Source organism: Bacillus sp. 2175 (assembly GCF_057812155.1).
This window is the reverse complement of sequence record NZ_CM173819.1, coordinates 1883868-1898485: the sequence shown is the minus strand read 5'-3', so window position 1 is coordinate 1898485 and position 14618 is coordinate 1883868. Positions and strand designations below refer to the sequence as shown.

At 33.0% G+C, this 14618-nt stretch carries 16 protein-coding genes; 8 read left to right on the top strand and 8 right to left on the bottom strand.

Annotation, left to right across the window (positions count from 1 at the left end):
- Positions 1–46: 46 nt before the first annotated feature.
- The 3 genes from ACXKY9_RS10230 to ACXKY9_RS10220 all read right to left on the bottom strand — a co-directional run bounded on the left by ACXKY9_RS10230 (position 47) and on the right by ACXKY9_RS10220 (position 2529).
- A complete protein-coding gene (locus ACXKY9_RS10230) occupies positions 47–838 on the bottom strand; it encodes a sulfotransferase family 2 domain-containing protein (RefSeq protein WP_000349585.1) in 792 nt (263 codons plus the stop codon).
- Positions 839–878: 40 nt separating this feature from the next.
- Positions 879–1652: a sulfite exporter TauE/SafE family protein gene (locus ACXKY9_RS10225; RefSeq protein WP_000027993.1), complete on the bottom strand. Its 774-nt coding sequence runs from the start codon at positions 1650–1652 to the stop codon at positions 879–881.
- A gap of 88 nt (positions 1653–1740) precedes the next feature.
- Positions 1741–2529, bottom strand: coding sequence for a sulfotransferase family 2 domain-containing protein (locus tag ACXKY9_RS10220; protein WP_000794364.1), 789 nt, complete (start codon positions 2527–2529; stop codon positions 1741–1743).
- A gap of 296 nt (positions 2530–2825) precedes the next feature.
- Between ACXKY9_RS10220 and ACXKY9_RS10215 the strand changes: the two genes are divergently transcribed.
- Positions 2826–3134 carry a YolD-like family protein gene (locus ACXKY9_RS10215; protein WP_003284113.1) on the top strand — a complete coding sequence of 103 codons (309 nt, stop codon included), beginning with the start codon at positions 2826–2828 and terminating at the stop codon, positions 3132–3134.
- Positions 3135–3395: 261 nt separating this feature from the next.
- On the opposite strand, the gene ACXKY9_RS10210 is transcribed toward ACXKY9_RS10215, so the two are convergent.
- Positions 3396–3896 carry an HNH endonuclease gene (locus ACXKY9_RS10210; protein ID WP_002196434.1) on the bottom strand — a complete coding sequence of 167 codons (501 nt, stop codon included), beginning with the start codon at positions 3894–3896 and terminating at the stop codon, positions 3396–3398.
- A gap of 122 nt (positions 3897–4018) precedes the next feature.
- On the opposite strand from ACXKY9_RS10210, the gene ACXKY9_RS10205 reads away from it, so the two are divergent.
- Entirely contained in the window at positions 4019–4258 is a 240-nt protein-coding gene (locus ACXKY9_RS10205) for a hypothetical protein (RefSeq protein WP_000071989.1), read from the top strand.
- Between the two features lie 220 nt (positions 4259–4478).
- Here the strand turns inward: ACXKY9_RS10205 and ACXKY9_RS10200 are convergent, their stop codons facing one another.
- Positions 4479–4754, bottom strand: coding sequence for a stage V sporulation protein S (locus ACXKY9_RS10200; protein WP_000427801.1), 276 nt, complete (start codon positions 4752–4754; stop codon positions 4479–4481).
- Between the two features lie 610 nt (positions 4755–5364).
- Between ACXKY9_RS10200 and ACXKY9_RS10195 the strand changes: the two genes are divergently transcribed.
- The gene (locus tag ACXKY9_RS10195; RefSeq protein ID WP_000536153.1) at positions 5365–5913 is read left to right on the top strand and encodes a hypothetical protein; all 549 of its coding nucleotides are present in this window, start codon (positions 5365–5367) and stop codon (positions 5911–5913) included.
- A 152-nt stretch (positions 5914–6065) separates the two neighbouring features.
- Here the strand turns inward: ACXKY9_RS10195 and ACXKY9_RS10190 are convergent, their stop codons facing one another.
- Complete coding sequence (locus ACXKY9_RS10190; RefSeq protein WP_001238710.1) at positions 6066–7667, bottom strand: lipase family alpha/beta hydrolase; 1602 nt, start codon at positions 7665–7667, stop codon at positions 6066–6068.
- 531 nt (positions 7668–8198) lie between these two features.
- On the opposite strand from ACXKY9_RS10190, the gene ACXKY9_RS10185 reads away from it, so the two are divergent.
- Complete coding sequence (locus tag ACXKY9_RS10185) at positions 8199–9038, top strand: arylamine N-acetyltransferase family protein (RefSeq protein WP_000988430.1); 840 nt, start codon at positions 8199–8201, stop codon at positions 9036–9038.
- Positions 9039–9134: 96 nt separating this feature from the next.
- Here ACXKY9_RS10185 and ACXKY9_RS10180 read toward each other — a convergent pair whose 3' ends face one another.
- Positions 9135–9344: a hypothetical protein gene (locus ACXKY9_RS10180; protein WP_000824207.1), complete on the bottom strand. Its 210-nt coding sequence runs from the start codon at positions 9342–9344 to the stop codon at positions 9135–9137.
- 216 nt (positions 9345–9560) lie between these two features.
- On the bottom strand, positions 9561–9713 hold the full coding sequence (gene exsG / locus ACXKY9_RS10175; RefSeq protein ID WP_000395679.1) for an exosporium protein ExsG: 153 nt from the start codon (positions 9711–9713) through the stop codon (positions 9561–9563).
- A 208-nt stretch (positions 9714–9921) separates the two neighbouring features.
- On the opposite strand from exsG, the gene ACXKY9_RS10170 reads away from it, so the two are divergent.
- From ACXKY9_RS10170 to nirD, 4 genes are all read left to right on the top strand, one after another.
- Positions 9922–10740 (top strand): excalibur calcium-binding domain-containing protein, encoded by an 819-nt coding sequence (locus tag ACXKY9_RS10170; protein WP_000025813.1) that lies wholly within the window; start codon positions 9922–9924, stop codon positions 10738–10740.
- Positions 10741–10942: 202 nt separating this feature from the next.
- A complete protein-coding gene (gene ric, locus ACXKY9_RS10165; RefSeq protein WP_000401358.1) occupies positions 10943–11650 on the top strand; it encodes an iron-sulfur cluster repair di-iron protein in 708 nt (235 codons plus the stop codon).
- 208 nt (positions 11651–11858) lie between these two features.
- Positions 11859–14264, top strand: coding sequence for an NADPH-nitrite reductase large subunit (gene nirB / locus ACXKY9_RS10160; protein WP_000746917.1), 2406 nt, complete (start codon positions 11859–11861; stop codon positions 14262–14264).
- A 15-nt stretch (positions 14265–14279) separates the two neighbouring features.
- Complete coding sequence (nirD, locus tag ACXKY9_RS10155; RefSeq protein ID WP_000616694.1) at positions 14280–14597, top strand: nitrite reductase small subunit NirD; 318 nt, start codon at positions 14280–14282, stop codon at positions 14595–14597.
- Positions 14598–14618: the final 21 nt, after the last annotated feature.

Sequence of the window (14618 nt, the reverse complement as noted above, 5' to 3'; positions counted from 1 at the left end):
TTGTAAAATAACACCCTTAATAAAGCAGGATTTGAACATTTTTATTTTAAGAAATAGAATTTAAATCATAATGATACATATTAAAATCTTTTGAAAATACCTCTTGAACCAACTGAATTGTTTCTGCGTCATAAAAACTATCATAAGTAGGTAATCGTGGAAAAACAGGGGTTGTAATATCAGCGTCTGCATAAACTCCTTTGTAAATCATCTTACTCCCTTGATAATGCCAAGATTTTGATAATAGATCTAATGGTGATTTTTTTAATTTATATACCTCTTCTAGCTTCGAAATACCTGTGTTAAAATTTTCTAGATGGATATAGTTTGTAACAAATTCTTCTTCTCCTTGTATATATTGTTGTGTAAAGTGAGGATCTACTTGATCTAATTTTGTCATGTGTGCTTTTAAGTAATACAAAAATAGTTTAAAGGAAATGGGTTTATTGCAAGTTTCATCACCATACAGAAATTGCCGAATGGGTTTCCATACGGGATTTTCAATATTTGGTGGTGGAACCAGAGCAACAAAAGAACTTACTGCCCTTCTATAAGGATTTCTTACTAGTTTGTACGTCTTCTTCTCTTTAGTTTGTAATCCATTAGCTAATTGTGCTAAATAATGTGTAGAGTTCTTATATACTTCATACTCATAGTTGTGAATGAACGGATTGTACTTTATCGCTTCTTTAAATAAATTAATTTGATAAAAAAACCAGTGGGCTAGCGAAGTACATCCGCTTTTTTGGCTCCAAAACAAGATGAGGGGAAAATCTTTATGAAAATGAGGGACACGCCCTTGCTTGTATATAAAATTATATAGTTCTATATGATCCATTTTGAACCTCCATTCTTATATAGCAAAACATGAAATATTTTTAATAAGCGATAACTAACTTTAGTCCACTAACACCAATAATGATAGCTAAAAATATTTGAAGAGGTTTAACGGGAATCTTAGTGGAGAATTTACTACCAAGTATGACACCTGGGATAGAACCAATGAGTAAGTGAATTAATAAAAGATAATCTACGTTTCCTAAATTCATATTTAGTATGCTTGCAACCGTCACTAATAAAAACGCATGTGTAATATCTGTGCCTACTAATTCGGATGGTTTCAGTCGATATAAATATATCATTGCAATAGCAAATAAAGAGCCTGATCCAACGGAAGTAAGTCCCACGATAAAACCGAGTATTGCACCGATAAGAATTGTTAGGTTCTTTTTTTGGACCATAGTCTGTTTTTGAAAAAAACTTTGTGTAGATTCATTATAGAAAAATGTTTTTATAAAAATAGAAATTGCCGCAAGGATTAAAACATATCCTAATATATATTTTATAATTCCCTCTCGATTATCATGAAAAATTGGCAAGAAATGAATTATTATTACTGCGATAATTGCACTAGGTAAACTCCCAATAGCTAGATATTTTACTAGTTTAAAATTGATGGTTTTCTGTTTCCAGTGTTGGGATATTCCAAACATTTTAGTGATAGAATTATATACTAGATCCGTTCCAACAGCTACAGAAGGACTTATGCCTAATGTTAGAAGAAATGGAGTCAGTAATGCGGCCCCGCCTATCCCTGTTACTCCAACCAATCCCCCTATGATGAAACCCATCATTATAATAGAAATGCTCATTATAATTCCCCTTCCATACCGCTGGCTTTTCATAGTGGTTATAGTTTTTAAAGAGACTCTATACATAGTCGGGTGATAGGTATATTAGTTAAAAATTAATTTCATTCTTCTTATATCCATATGCTTCAAAATCGTCAGTAAATATTTCTGAAACAAGGTTTAGAGCTTCTTCATCATAAAAACTTCGATAGGTTGGTAATGAAGGGAAGTGTGGATTTGTAATATCATCATCTGCATAATTTCCTTTATGAATCATTTGATGTGCCCTATGGTGATTGGAGTTTGTAAGGAGTGATATATCAGAAGAAAGTAATCCATATTCTTTCTCCAGCTGCGGAATTATTGTATTAAAATTCTCTAGTTTTATATTTTGTTTGATGACCTTTTCTTCTCCCTCAATATATTGTTGTGAAAAATGTTGATCTAACAGAATGGATTTAGCCCCTATTTCTTTTACATAATATAAAAATTGTTTAAATGAAATTCCTTTCGATTCATTTTTATCATTATAAAAATACTCTCTAATCTGTTCCCATTGTTTCGAGGCGTAAGGGTTGTCATAAAGTATTAAAAATGAGCTTACAGCTCTTTTATAAGGGTTGCGCACAAGTTTTATGGTATCCTTACTTAGTTCCAAGAGTTGCATTTCTAAATTTGTGTAGTAATCAACTTTATTTTTGTATATTTCAGATTCATAGTAATGAATGAACGGTGCATATTTCATTGCTTCCTCATATAACCCAATTTGGAAGAAAAACCAATTCGCCAGAGAAGTACAACCACTTCTGTGACTCCAAAATAAAATTATGGGGAAATCTTTATGAAAATGTGGAATACGTTCGCCATATTCAATTAATCCTTTAATATTGTTCTTCATCAGCCAAACCCCTTCGTTATTCTGATATTTATTGAACACTTAAATACAATGGTAACTACTCATACCATTGTATTTAAACACCACTGTAAAGGTACTTAAGTTGGCATATAAAATCCCAGTGTATTAAAAACAGCTTACATAGGTGTCTTAATTTTCCAGGTTTATCAAAATGTAATAATTGCTTAACAAACTTTAAAATATAGAAATCTATTATAAAGAGAATTATGTATGAAGATATGTATACAACGATAGAGGCATTAATATCGCTACAATAATCGAAAAAAAGTCTTGATAAAATGGTGAAATGGAATCCGTTTGCTTCAATACCGAAGCAATACGAGGAAATACATAGAATGTTTGAGGAACAATATAAAGTACCTAAACCTTTTTTAACACAAGATACTATGGAACGAATAGAAAGAGCGTTAATGCAATCTTTTCACGAGGAAGAAGAAATACATATCTCATACTATCGTGATGGAATGGTGCAAGACATGTACATAAATGTATTACATATTGAACCGATGACGAAAACTATATATTGTACAGATGCCTTTGGTTTGAATACTAAGTTTAAGTTTGATGAATTGGTGAATATAAATTAAAAGAAGCCGCCCGACAGGACTGAAGTGCACCCCAATTGTTAGACACAGCCTAACAATTGGGGTGCACTTCACATATATAGGTGGCTTTTGTACGACAAAAAAAAGAGCTCTGCTATACAGCAGAGCAAAAGAAAAATATATAACCCTATAAAAATAATACAAATTATTGATACTTTCAAAAGACGAAATTTAAATTTCCATCACAATAATAGCTATGTTTAAGTATGAAACATTCTACCTTCACTATAGCTATGAATATTCTTATTTTAGAATTCCATAGTATCCAAATAGCTCTTTGAGAGATACCTCAATACCGAACTTCTTCAAAGAATCTTTTCTTTGTTCAAAGAGAAGTTCTAAAACTTTTTTCTTATCTTTGTCTCTTCCATAATGAATCAACCTATGACAGTTCGGACATATACTAACTATATTTCCAACAACATCTAAACTATTTTCAAAATCATGTTGCATTCTTAACGGTATTAGATGATGGGCCTCCATATAATTTTTTCGGCTGGCTTCCGATACAAATGTTTCATGTGTGTCATCTATTTCACATTTAAATTCTGCCTGTTTAATAGCTTGTTTAGCTTTTTTCGGATCACGAGGCCATACTTCCCTACCAGATTCCATTTTAGTTTTTTTTCGATTTTCCGGTTTCTCTTCTTCTGCAATCTTTACTTTACTAAAATCCGAATCAATATTAGCCTGATACATATCTTCCTCTTGCTCATCCTCAGAAAGAATAAAGCTCTCATTCAACGCTTTAATAATATTATCAATAGATTTATATTTTGCTAATTTTATTGAATCAATATATGAATATATAAATTTAAAAGATTAAAATAAAAATAAGTACACATGTTTTATTAGGAGGTATATGTATGTCCAACAGCACTTCATGGCTAGATGAAATTATAGCAATATTAACCGAACTAGATGGAGCAGGAACACTGAATCAAATTAAAACAAAGGTTATGGAGCGTAATAAAATTGACTTGAATAGATACCAACACGAACAGTCTATAGCTGCAAGAATTAGAAAGACCATTTATCAGGTAAACTATTATAAAAACGTTCAATGGCCGCTACTAAAACTAAATCTTCTAAATGAGCAGTTTTAAGGTTGTTTATTTTTAAAAACATCAAAAATGCCAAATCCCTTATATCACAAAGGATTTGGCATTTTTAAGTATCTAGAACACGCGCTAAATTTAAGGAGAAATTAACAGACATGAGTCCGGTATAATGCCGTGTCCACACCCAAGGATCGGTTACATAAAATAGCGTATCTAACCTGGGAAGTCTATTGGCCTTTTTCCCTTATAGTAACGCTCTCTTCTACTAAGACCTTTTCTTTCTAGGGCCTACAATTAATTTAATCGCTGTTCTTTCTTCATTATTGATAGAAATCTCTTGAAACGCTGGAACAAAAGCTAAGTCAATACCACTTGGAGCGACGAACCCTCTTGCAATCGCAATTGCTTTAATCGCTTGATTTATAGCTCCAGCCCCAATCGCTTGAATTTCCACATTACCACTTGTTCTTAGTACTCCTGCTATTGCACCTGCGACTGAATTTGGGCTTGATTTTGAAGATACCTTTAATATATTTTCCATGTAAGTTGCTCCCTCTATTATTTAATCTCTCTTTCGTTACAATTTTAAATATTTTAGCGTATCTTTAATTACTATTCACACCAAAAACAAACGATGCTTCATATGTATATTATTCTATATTTTCTGACTTTTTCCTGCTCAGCTACGCAAATAAAAAATAAACTGAATAACCTAATATAAATATAGCTAAATATTATAACTTCACCAAATGATAACATCCATACAGCTAAAGGTAATATTTCTGTTTTGTCAGACTAAATAAATATAGTAAAGTGAAATTTTAATGAGTGGGGGTTTAATTCATCCCCCACCTAACTTCTTTGCTTTCGCTGAATTTTGAGATGGGAGTCTTACTGCTCGGAAAATAGCGGGATAAACGTTTCCTCGTTACTTCAATCTATTTAGAAATTCCATTTATTTTTCTATCAAATTATAAACCTTATCATCTTCAAAAGGTGTTACAGGTAATACCCAAATACTACACTTCATCATTTGACCACTTTATATTCCAAATCTATTTCCTTTTATAGTACAAGCATACACGCCAATTGTGATTCATCTTCATAAACTACTATGTGGTTTAAATTTATTAAGAATAGGAGGTAATATTTTGGGTTCATACTATCATTCTTCAAACTCGTATAAAAAATGCTCATGCAAATCTTCTTCCAGTTCAAATAAAAAATGTTCATGTGACCATTCACATAAACGAAGCTGTCCTGCATACGGAACTTTTTGGCAAACTGAATTTATAACTGTTCCTTTTGGCGATCCTTTTCCATTTAATCACGTTGGACCTTTAGCAGGAGGTGTTTCCTTACTAAATCCTACTACTATACACTTTAGACAAGCTGGTGATTATAGAGTTTCGTTCATTTCCAGTATTAATACTACTTTAAATCCTGTATTTCCACATATCCCAGTCATAACTATATTTTTAAATAACAATCCACTTGCTAATAGTCAAGGTGACTTCGCTATTCAAATGAATACTTCATCAAATAACGAATGTCTTCAACTCGTTGGCGAAACAATTGTTACAGTGCCTGCTAATTCAACTCTTCAACTTAGAAATAATAGTGGTTTTAATCGTCAAAGTATTGTAACTTGTGACAATGGTATAAATTCAGTTGAATTAACAGTTACAAAACTAAGTTAAAATTATTTCTTCACATTCAGATGCTATTTCAGCATCTTTTTTTATTGAATAACAGTTTTTTCAACTTTTATTATCTCTCCCCACATAAAAAAGTGCAGAATTCTTTCTAACACAAGATTTCTGCACTTTTTATTATACTTATTTATTCTTCCTTATTTCTCTACATAAACCGACTTAACAATCGTACGATTATATGGTTTTCCTTCTTTATTCATCCCTTTTATATCCATCGTAACGTTGTATACTCCCGGTTGTTTTATATCTTTCAAAGCACCTGTAAATGTATTCGTATTAACATTTTGTAATTCATTAAATTCAGAGACTAACTTACCTTCTTTATTAACGACTCTTACTGTTATGGAAAGATCCCCTTTCATTTCAGGTGCTACAGGTGATTTTTTCAGTTTATACTCAGGTTTATTTATTTTAACTTTTGTAGGCATTCGAAGAACAAATGGTGCGTCATCCTTGTAATCGCTTACAACTAAATATGCATCTTTCGACTGCTTCGCCATCATTTTGATTTTCCATTCGCCTACTTCCAATTTATCAAACTTAAATGTTCTAATTGTCGCCCTATTAAAGAAAGATTCGCCTTCACCAGTAGTTATAGCGCTATCTTTATTTGCATAGATTTTTCCTTTTGGAGATACCATTTGTACTTCTACATCAGAAGAAGCAGTTAGTACAGAAACGATTCCTTCAGCCTTTTTATCAACAGAAATACTTTGCTCTATCCACTGATTTTGTGGTAATTCGCCTCCTAAAATATTTTGATTTGAAGTTGTATTTAATTGTTCTAGATCTTCATTTGAACTAGTGCTGGATGCTACTAAAGCTGGTAATCCCACATTTGTCGTACGTAAATATGGTTCAATTCGTGCAAAAACAGCTGATCCTTTTCTTATATTGTCATGATCAAATCTGGAATCTGTAAATAAATGTGTACCGTACGATAGCTTCGCACTCCATTCATTTACTAGTCCATCATTTGAACCGTACGATGATAAATATAACCCGCCCATAGATAATGCAGAAAATGTTGGCCCCCAGCTAGTTCCAGTAGCCGTATAGTAACGGTTTAATTTAGCTGCTGGGTTGTTATCTATTATTGAACGAAACTTTGCCATTTCACCTATTTGTAACGAATACGTACCATCATCTTTTTGACCTAATATAGAAGCAAGCCAACCTGCCCACCAACTATATGACAAATCTGCTAAATTTGAGCCGTGATGCGGTGTAGCAAGTGTAATAACATTTCCAACAAATCGATTCGCACCATATTCAACTAATGCGGCTTGTGTATCAATACCACCTTTACTATGCGCTACAATATTAACTTTTTTACCGAAATAATTATATATTTCTTCAAGTTTTTGTGCTAACAATTTTCCGTTATCCCACTGACTAGCCGAACCTTTCCCTGCAGCATCATACAATTGTATAAACACTGTTTGATAACCTGCTTTTAAAGCATAATCATACATATCATTTATATCATGATATACTGTCTTTCCATACCAACTATCAGCATTACCATTTCTTCCTTGTACAAAGAGAATTGGCGGTTTATTCTCATCATAATTAGCAGGTTTTTGGCCTAAAAACCATTCTCCAGGTGTGAATACTTCTGTATCAGGAAACCCCTTTCCAAGCTCTTTTACAACTTCTGCCTGTACATTTGTGCTAATCGTTGGAGCCATGATAAAAAATACAATTAGTAAGGCCACACATCTTCTCATCAGTCGCATATTACTCCCCCTATTTTTTTGAAAGAAGGTGTTCTTTATAATATTTTATATTTTCCCTTCCTTAATAATAGCTAATCTTTTATTTTTAGAAGGTTACTAGTTGTATACCCTCTTCCTTAACTCTCGTTATTCTCTTTGTTTCTACCTCTTCCTTTTGATAGAATACGACAAAAAAGTTTCTCAATAATTGTTAACTTCGCTACACCCAGATATTTTTTAAATCATTATTGTTTATATAAAGCATACAAATCTTGAAAAAATTTTAGTGAAAAAACATTTTATTACTAGTTAGTTATTTAAAAATATAATAAAGATATGTACTTTCTTTTCATTAAATACAAACTAATTTTAAAGGAGCTTGTATTATAAGACTTTCCTACGATTAAAAATTAAACTGAAATTTCCGAATAGAAAATCATATTTCCAGAAACATATATTATGATAATTTCCGCACACTTGAATTAACTTTTTAGAAGTACTAACCTATCGGTGAGCAGAAGAAAATTCTGTAAAAAGAAAGGAGAATACTTTATGATGACCAAATTACAAAAGGAGTTTTTTAAACGCTTAGAAATTCCTGCAAAAGAAATAACACTTGATGATTTAGATGAAATTCTCTTAAAAATGGGAATGATCCTCCCCTATGAAAATCTTGATATTATGGCTGGTACTATTAAAAATATCTCAAAAGATAACTTAATAGAAAAGTTACTTATTCAAAAACGAGGTGGACTTTGTTATGAATTAAACTCCCTATTGTATTATTTTTTAATTGATTGTGGGTTTCAAGTATACAAAGTAGCCGGTACTGTTTATGACCTTTACGATAATAAATGGAAACCCGATGATGGTCATGTCATTATCATATTAAGTCATGAGGATAAAGATTATGTTGTGGATGCAGGTTATGCATCTCATCTCCCTTTACATCCAGTCCCTTTTAACGGAGAAGTCATCTCCTCTCAAACAGGAGAATATCGAATTCGTAAGCGAAATACTCGAAAAGGTACGCATATTTTAGAAATGAGAAAAGGAGCTAACGGGGAATCTACAAGTTTCTTACAATCTGAACCTTCAAACGAATGGAAAATAGGCTATGCTTTCACTGTAGATCCAATAGATGAGAAAAAAGTGAATAAGATTCAAAAAGTGATTGTAGAGCATAAAGAATCTCCTTTTAATAAAGGAGCTATCACTTGTAAATTAACTACTTATGGTCACATATCATTAACAAATAAAAATTATACAGAAACCTTTAAAGGCACCAAAAATAAACGACCAATAGAATCTAAAGATTATGCTCGCATTCTTCGTGACTCTTTTGGAATAACGCAAGAGAAATATGTAGGAAAAACACTAGAAAGAGGCTAGTTGACTACAAGTATTTCATAATAAAGCAGATTCTATATTTAGAATCTGCTTTATTTTATATTTTGTTATAAATTAATTTAATTTTGTTGTTACCCTTTAATTTTCAATTATATACTCATCATCATATTTATCGTATTGTAGCCCTTTCCCTATCTTTGACTCCGTAACTTGATCTCTTAAAAACGGTGCAGCATCCATTTTACTAGTTGCAATTTCAATTCCATATTTTTTCGTTAAATGAGCTAACTCTATTAAAAACCACTCTCTTCGCAATGTAACTGGAATATCCAATGTTTTTCTTTTCATATATAATAGCACCTCTTTTATTTTCATAGCTTAAAAATATCACTGGATGCACTTATTAAAACTACCTTTCACCGCTAACATCCAATGAAACATTATAGTATATGCATGTCCATTTCAAACGTGCTATCACAAATATGACATTTAAGTTTACATAATTATATTATGTAATAGTAGGAAAGGAAGGCATGTCCCTTCCTCTTCTACTATAGATTTAAATTAAGAACATCTTGGTACACCTAAAGCTAAAAATAAACCTGCTACTCCCGCAGTAATCGGTACTTTTAACGTAATAACATCATCTACCTTCGTTACTAAAAAGTAAGCATTACCTTCTTGTAATATACAAGTTACCAACAATTGAAATTCCATTCAAATCTCCTCCTTTCAATTGATATACTATAATTTATGAAATCTCTTTCAAAAAGTAATAGGAAATATATCCATTTTTCCTTATATATAAAATAAATGTTTATGAGTCTATTAAAAATATTAATTTTCTAAATTTATACAAAACGTGTAATATCCAATAAATTCCTATATAATCAATAAGAAGAATCTTACAAATAGAGGTATGAAAATGTCGATTTTAAGTAATATTGGTGCAGCTTTATTTTTTATTGCTTTTATTCTTTTAATCTTATGTATCATTTCATTCTTTAAGAAAAATGGAAAAGCAAAACAATATGGACGTCCTACCGTTATTCTTTTTATGATTTCTATTATATTAATAACGGCCGGTACAACAAAATCGGAACACCCCGTCGTCGAGTTTTTTTCTACTTTAAGTTTCATTCTATTTATATTCTTCCTTGTTCTAGCAATCTTATCTGTTATTAAGAAAACAGGTGTAGCGAAAAAACAATTTATTATTACAGCTGTATTATTTGTCATTTTTGTTGTGTTATTAGGTATTTCAGCTCCTTCTTCTGAAAAAACGACAGCAACTAGTACAAAAGTTGCCTCTAATAATGAAGAGCCAAAAGATAGCGAACAGAAAAAAGAGCTAGAAAAGAAAGAGGCGGACGAAAAAACTCAAAAGCAAGAAGATGAGAAGCGTCTAGCCGAAGAACAAGCTCGTAAGCAAGAGGATGAAAAACGTCAGGCTGATGAACAAGCTCGTAAACAACAAGAAGAACAAAAACGTCAGGCTGATGAACAAGCTCGTAAACAACAAGAAGAACAAAAACGTCAGGCTGATGAACAAGCTCGTAAACAACAAGAAGAACAAAAAGCACAGCAAGCTCAAACACAACCAGCTAATGGTAATACTGATAGTGCATACTACAAAAATTGTGCTGCAGTTAGAGCAGCTGGGAAAGCTCCTTTACATAAAGGGCAACCAGGTTATAGCTCTCATCTTGATCGTGATGGCGATGGAATTGCATGTGAAAAATAGTAATAAAAAAGAAGCTTTTACTAAGCTTCTTTTTTATTAACGTAAAATATTACCACTTATTACTTTCCCCCTTATTTTAATAACATTCTTCTTATTATTCTCAAAAACGACACAGAATAAGTGATTTCAATCACTACATAGATTTTAATTTATCGCTATTCTTAATTCAGATATTACATTAAAATTTTATGGAGGCATTCATATGGAACATACATTTACTGAAACTTCAATTGTTGGTGAGATTGTTACACAATTTCCGAAAGCTAGTGATCTTTTTAAATCATATAGAATAGATTTTTGTTGTGGCGGTAATAAGCCACTTATTGATGCAATTCATGAAAGAAATTTATCAGCTACTGAAGTGCTTACAGAGTTAAATACGCTTTATCATAATACGAAACGATTAAATGAATCGGAAATTGATTGGAAAAATGCTTCTTATCGTGAATTGATTGATTATGTCATAAATAAGCATCACCGCTATTTAAATGAAGAATTACCACAGTTAAGTCCATATGTGACAAAAGTATTACGTGTTCATGGGGCAAGTCAGCCTCATTTTGCTCAAATTCATGAGCTATTTCATGAACTTAGAATGGAATTAGAACAGCATTTAATTAAAGAAGAAATGGAAGATTTTCCATTAATTTTAGAATTTGAACAAAATCCAACTAATGAAAACTATGCTAAGTTACGTAAAGTAGTAAATGAACTAGAAAATGAGCACAATCATGCTGGAAATATTATAAAAGAACTTCGTAAAGTGACAAATGACTTTACTCCTCCAGAAGGTGCTTGCGGTACTTATCGACTTGTTTACCAACGCCTCGAAGCGCTAGAGTCTGATTTATTTGAGCATATTCATTTAGAAAATAATATTTTATTTCCGCGTGCCATTACGAAAGCATAAATCAAGTGCAGGACATGAGTGTAAATACTTATGGCCTGCTTTTTCGTTTCGCGAAAAATATTCACATCCCCTTCACATAAAACCGAATTTTAACAATTTGTGAATCATTATAAAGATGTGATAAATATCACATCTCCCCCTTATTTGATTTTCTATAATAAAAATATAATCCTTTGTTCAATATTTCACATAAAAAGGGGAAACGAAAATGAAAAAACGTTTAGTTATGATCGGAAATGGTATGGCTGGCATTCGCTGTATGGAAGAAATCTTAAAACATGATAGTGATTCATATGAGATTACTATTTTTGGAGATGAACCGCATCCAAACTACAACCGCATTATGCTCTCTCATGTTTTACAAGGCAAAACAAATATACAAGATATCATTATGAATGAATACAGTTGGTATGAAGAAAACGAAATAACTTTGTATACGAATGAAAGAGTTCAAAGTATTAACCGAGAAGAAAAAATTATTATTACAGAAAAGAAGCATACTCTTACATACGACAAGCTCATTATCGCAACAGGTTCTAGTGCTTTTATTTTACCTGTTGAAGGTTCCGCACTTTCTGGTGTAACAGGGTTTCGAACTATTGAAGATACACAATTTATGATAGATACCGCTAAAGAAAAGAAAAAGGCCGTTGTCATTGGTGGCGGGTTACTCGGTTTAGAAGCCGCAAGAGGTCTAATTGATTTAGGAATGGACGTACATGTTGTTCATTTAATGCCTAGCTTAATGGAGCAACAACTAGATACGAAAGCAGCTGCTCTTCTGCGTGAAGATTTAGAAGCACAAGGCATGAAGTTTTTAATGGAAAAGAAAACTGTAAAAATTCTTGGTACAGACCATGTTGAGGGCATTCAATTTGAAGACGGTGAAGTTGTAGATTGTGATTTAATCGTAATGGCTGTCGGAATACGGCCAAATACGCAAATAGCAAAAGATGCTGGTCTAATTGTAAATCGCGGTATTGTAGTCAATGACTATATGCTAACAAATGATGAGTCCATTTATGCAGTTGGAGAATGTGCAGAGCATGACGGTATCGCATATGGACTTGTTGCTCCTCTTTATGAACAAGGTGCGATATTAGCAAAACATATAACAAATTTACAAACTGATGGATATTCGGGCAGTATCGTCGGTACACACTTAAAAGTTGCTGGTTGTGATTTATTCTCTGCTGGCCAAATTTATGAAGATGATCAAACGAAAGCAATATCCATCTTTAATGAATGTAAACGTTCCTATAAAAAAATATTAATTCGTGATAATAAAGTCGTCGGTATCGTTTTATACGGTGATACAGCTGACGGTACCCGCCTCTTTAGCATGTTAAAGAAAGAAGAAGATATACAAGAATATACACCAGCTTCCATTCTTCACAAAGCTGGTGAAGAATGTGAACTTGACGTTGCTACTATGAGTGCGGATGACACAATTTGCGGATGTAATGGTGTTACGAAAGGCACAATCGTTCACGCCATTTTAGAACAGGAGTTAAAGACTTTTGAAGAAGTTAAAGCCTGTACGAAAGCCGCAGGGTCTTGTGGTAAATGTCGTCCGCTTGTAGAACAAGTTTTATCTCATACACTTGGAGATGCTTTTGATGCTTCTGCACAGTCTACCGGTATGTGCGGATGTACACCTTTATCACGTGATGAAGTCGTAGCGGCCATTCATGAGAAAGGTTTAAAATCTCCAAAAGAAGTACGAAACGTTCTTGGTTTTGTACATGAAGATGGATGTTCGAAATGTCGTCCTGCTTTAAACTACTATTTACGTATGGCGATTCCAGAAGAATATGAAGATGATAAATCATCCCGTTTCGTGAATGAAAGAATGAATGGTAACATCCAGCACGATGGTACCTTCTCTGTTATTCCACGTATGTACGGAGGCGTTACAACAGCAGATGATTTAATGAAAATTGCTGAAGTTGCGAAAAAGTACGATGTTCCACTTGTGAAAATTACAGGTGCGAGCCGAATTGGCTTATACGGTGTTAAGAAACAAGATTTACCTAACGTATGGGCTGAATTAAATATGGCTTCTGGATATGCGTATTCAAAATCTCTTCGTAATGTAAAATCATGTGTTGGCTCTCGTTTCTGCCGTTTCGGTACGAAAGATTCATTAGGACTTGGTATGTTGCTTGAACAATCATTAGAAATGGTAGATACACCTCATAAAATAAAGATGGGTGTAACGGGCTGTCCGCGTAACTGTGCGGAAGTACTGACGAAAGATTTTGGCGTTGTTTGTGTCGAAAATGGATACCAACTTTATATTGGCGGAAATGGTGGTACGGAAGTACGCGAAGCTGATTTTGTAATGATTGTCCCTACTGAAGATGATGTCCTTCGCATCGCTACAGCTTACATGCAATATTATCGTGAAACTGGTATTTATGGAGAGCGTACTGCCTACTGGACAGAACGATTAGGCTTCGATCACATAAAGGAAATACTGCAAGATGCAAATATGGTCACTAAGTTAAATGAACGTTTCCAAAAAGCTCGTGGCACATATAAAGAAGCATGGGGACAAGCACTAGAAACGAAATCATTAAAAGCGATGTATGAAGTAGAAACTGTGAAATAAGGAGCTGTGATCTATATGATACAAACGAAAGAAAAAATAAAAGTTATGCGTGCAGAAGACCTTCCTATTCAAATCGGTAAAGAGGTACAAATGAAAGGTATGTCTATCGCCCTATTCCGCCTTTCAAATGGCGATATTCGAGCTGTAGAAAATCGTTGTTCTCATAAAAACGGGCCATTAGCGGAAGGTATTGTATCTGGAGAATTCGTCTTTTGTCCACTACATAATTGGAAAATTTCACTACTAACAGGTGAAGTTCAAAAACCTGATGATGGTTGTATTCAAACGTATGAAGTAGAAGTTATTGACGGGGATATTTATATATACATGTAATTTACAAAAGGAAGCCTCCCC

Bases quoted from the DNA above. Each gene is read 5' to 3' on its own strand.
- ACXKY9_RS10230 (WP_000349585.1), bottom strand. From the start codon at position 838: ATGGATCATATAGAACTATATAATTTTATATACAAGCAAGGGCGTGTC.
- ACXKY9_RS10225 (WP_000027993.1), bottom strand. From the start codon at position 1,652: ATGAGCATTTCTATTATAATGATGGGTTTCATCATAGGGGGATTGGTT.
- ACXKY9_RS10220 (WP_000794364.1), bottom strand. From the start codon at position 2,529: ATGAAGAACAATATTAAAGGATTAATTGAATATGGCGAACGTATTCCA.
- ACXKY9_RS10215 (WP_003284113.1), top strand. From the start codon at position 2,826: ATGGTGAAATGGAATCCGTTTGCTTCAATACCGAAGCAATACGAGGAA.
- ACXKY9_RS10205 (WP_000071989.1), top strand. From the start codon at position 4,019: ATGTCCAACAGCACTTCATGGCTAGATGAAATTATAGCAATATTAACC.
- ACXKY9_RS10200 (WP_000427801.1), bottom strand. From the start codon at position 4,754: ATGGAAAATATATTAAAGGTATCTTCAAAATCAAGCCCAAATTCAGTC.
- ACXKY9_RS10190 (WP_001238710.1), bottom strand. From the start codon at position 7,667: ATGCGACTGATGAGAAGATGTGTGGCCTTACTAATTGTATTTTTTATC.
- ACXKY9_RS10185 (WP_000988430.1), top strand. From the start codon at position 8,199: ATGATGACCAAATTACAAAAGGAGTTTTTTAAACGCTTAGAAATTCCT.
- ACXKY9_RS10180 (WP_000824207.1), bottom strand. From the start codon at position 9,344: ATGAAAAGAAAAACATTGGATATTCCAGTTACATTGCGAAGAGAGTGG.
- exsG (WP_000395679.1), bottom strand. From the start codon at position 9,713: ATGGAATTTCAATTGTTGGTAACTTGTATATTACAAGAAGGTAATGCT.
- ACXKY9_RS10170 (WP_000025813.1), top strand. From the start codon at position 9,922: ATGTCGATTTTAAGTAATATTGGTGCAGCTTTATTTTTTATTGCTTTT.
- ric (WP_000401358.1), top strand. From the start codon at position 10,943: ATGGAACATACATTTACTGAAACTTCAATTGTTGGTGAGATTGTTACA.
- nirB (WP_000746917.1), top strand. From the start codon at position 11,859: ATGAAAAAACGTTTAGTTATGATCGGAAATGGTATGGCTGGCATTCGC.
- nirD (WP_000616694.1), top strand. From the start codon at position 14,280: ATGATACAAACGAAAGAAAAAATAAAAGTTATGCGTGCAGAAGACCTT.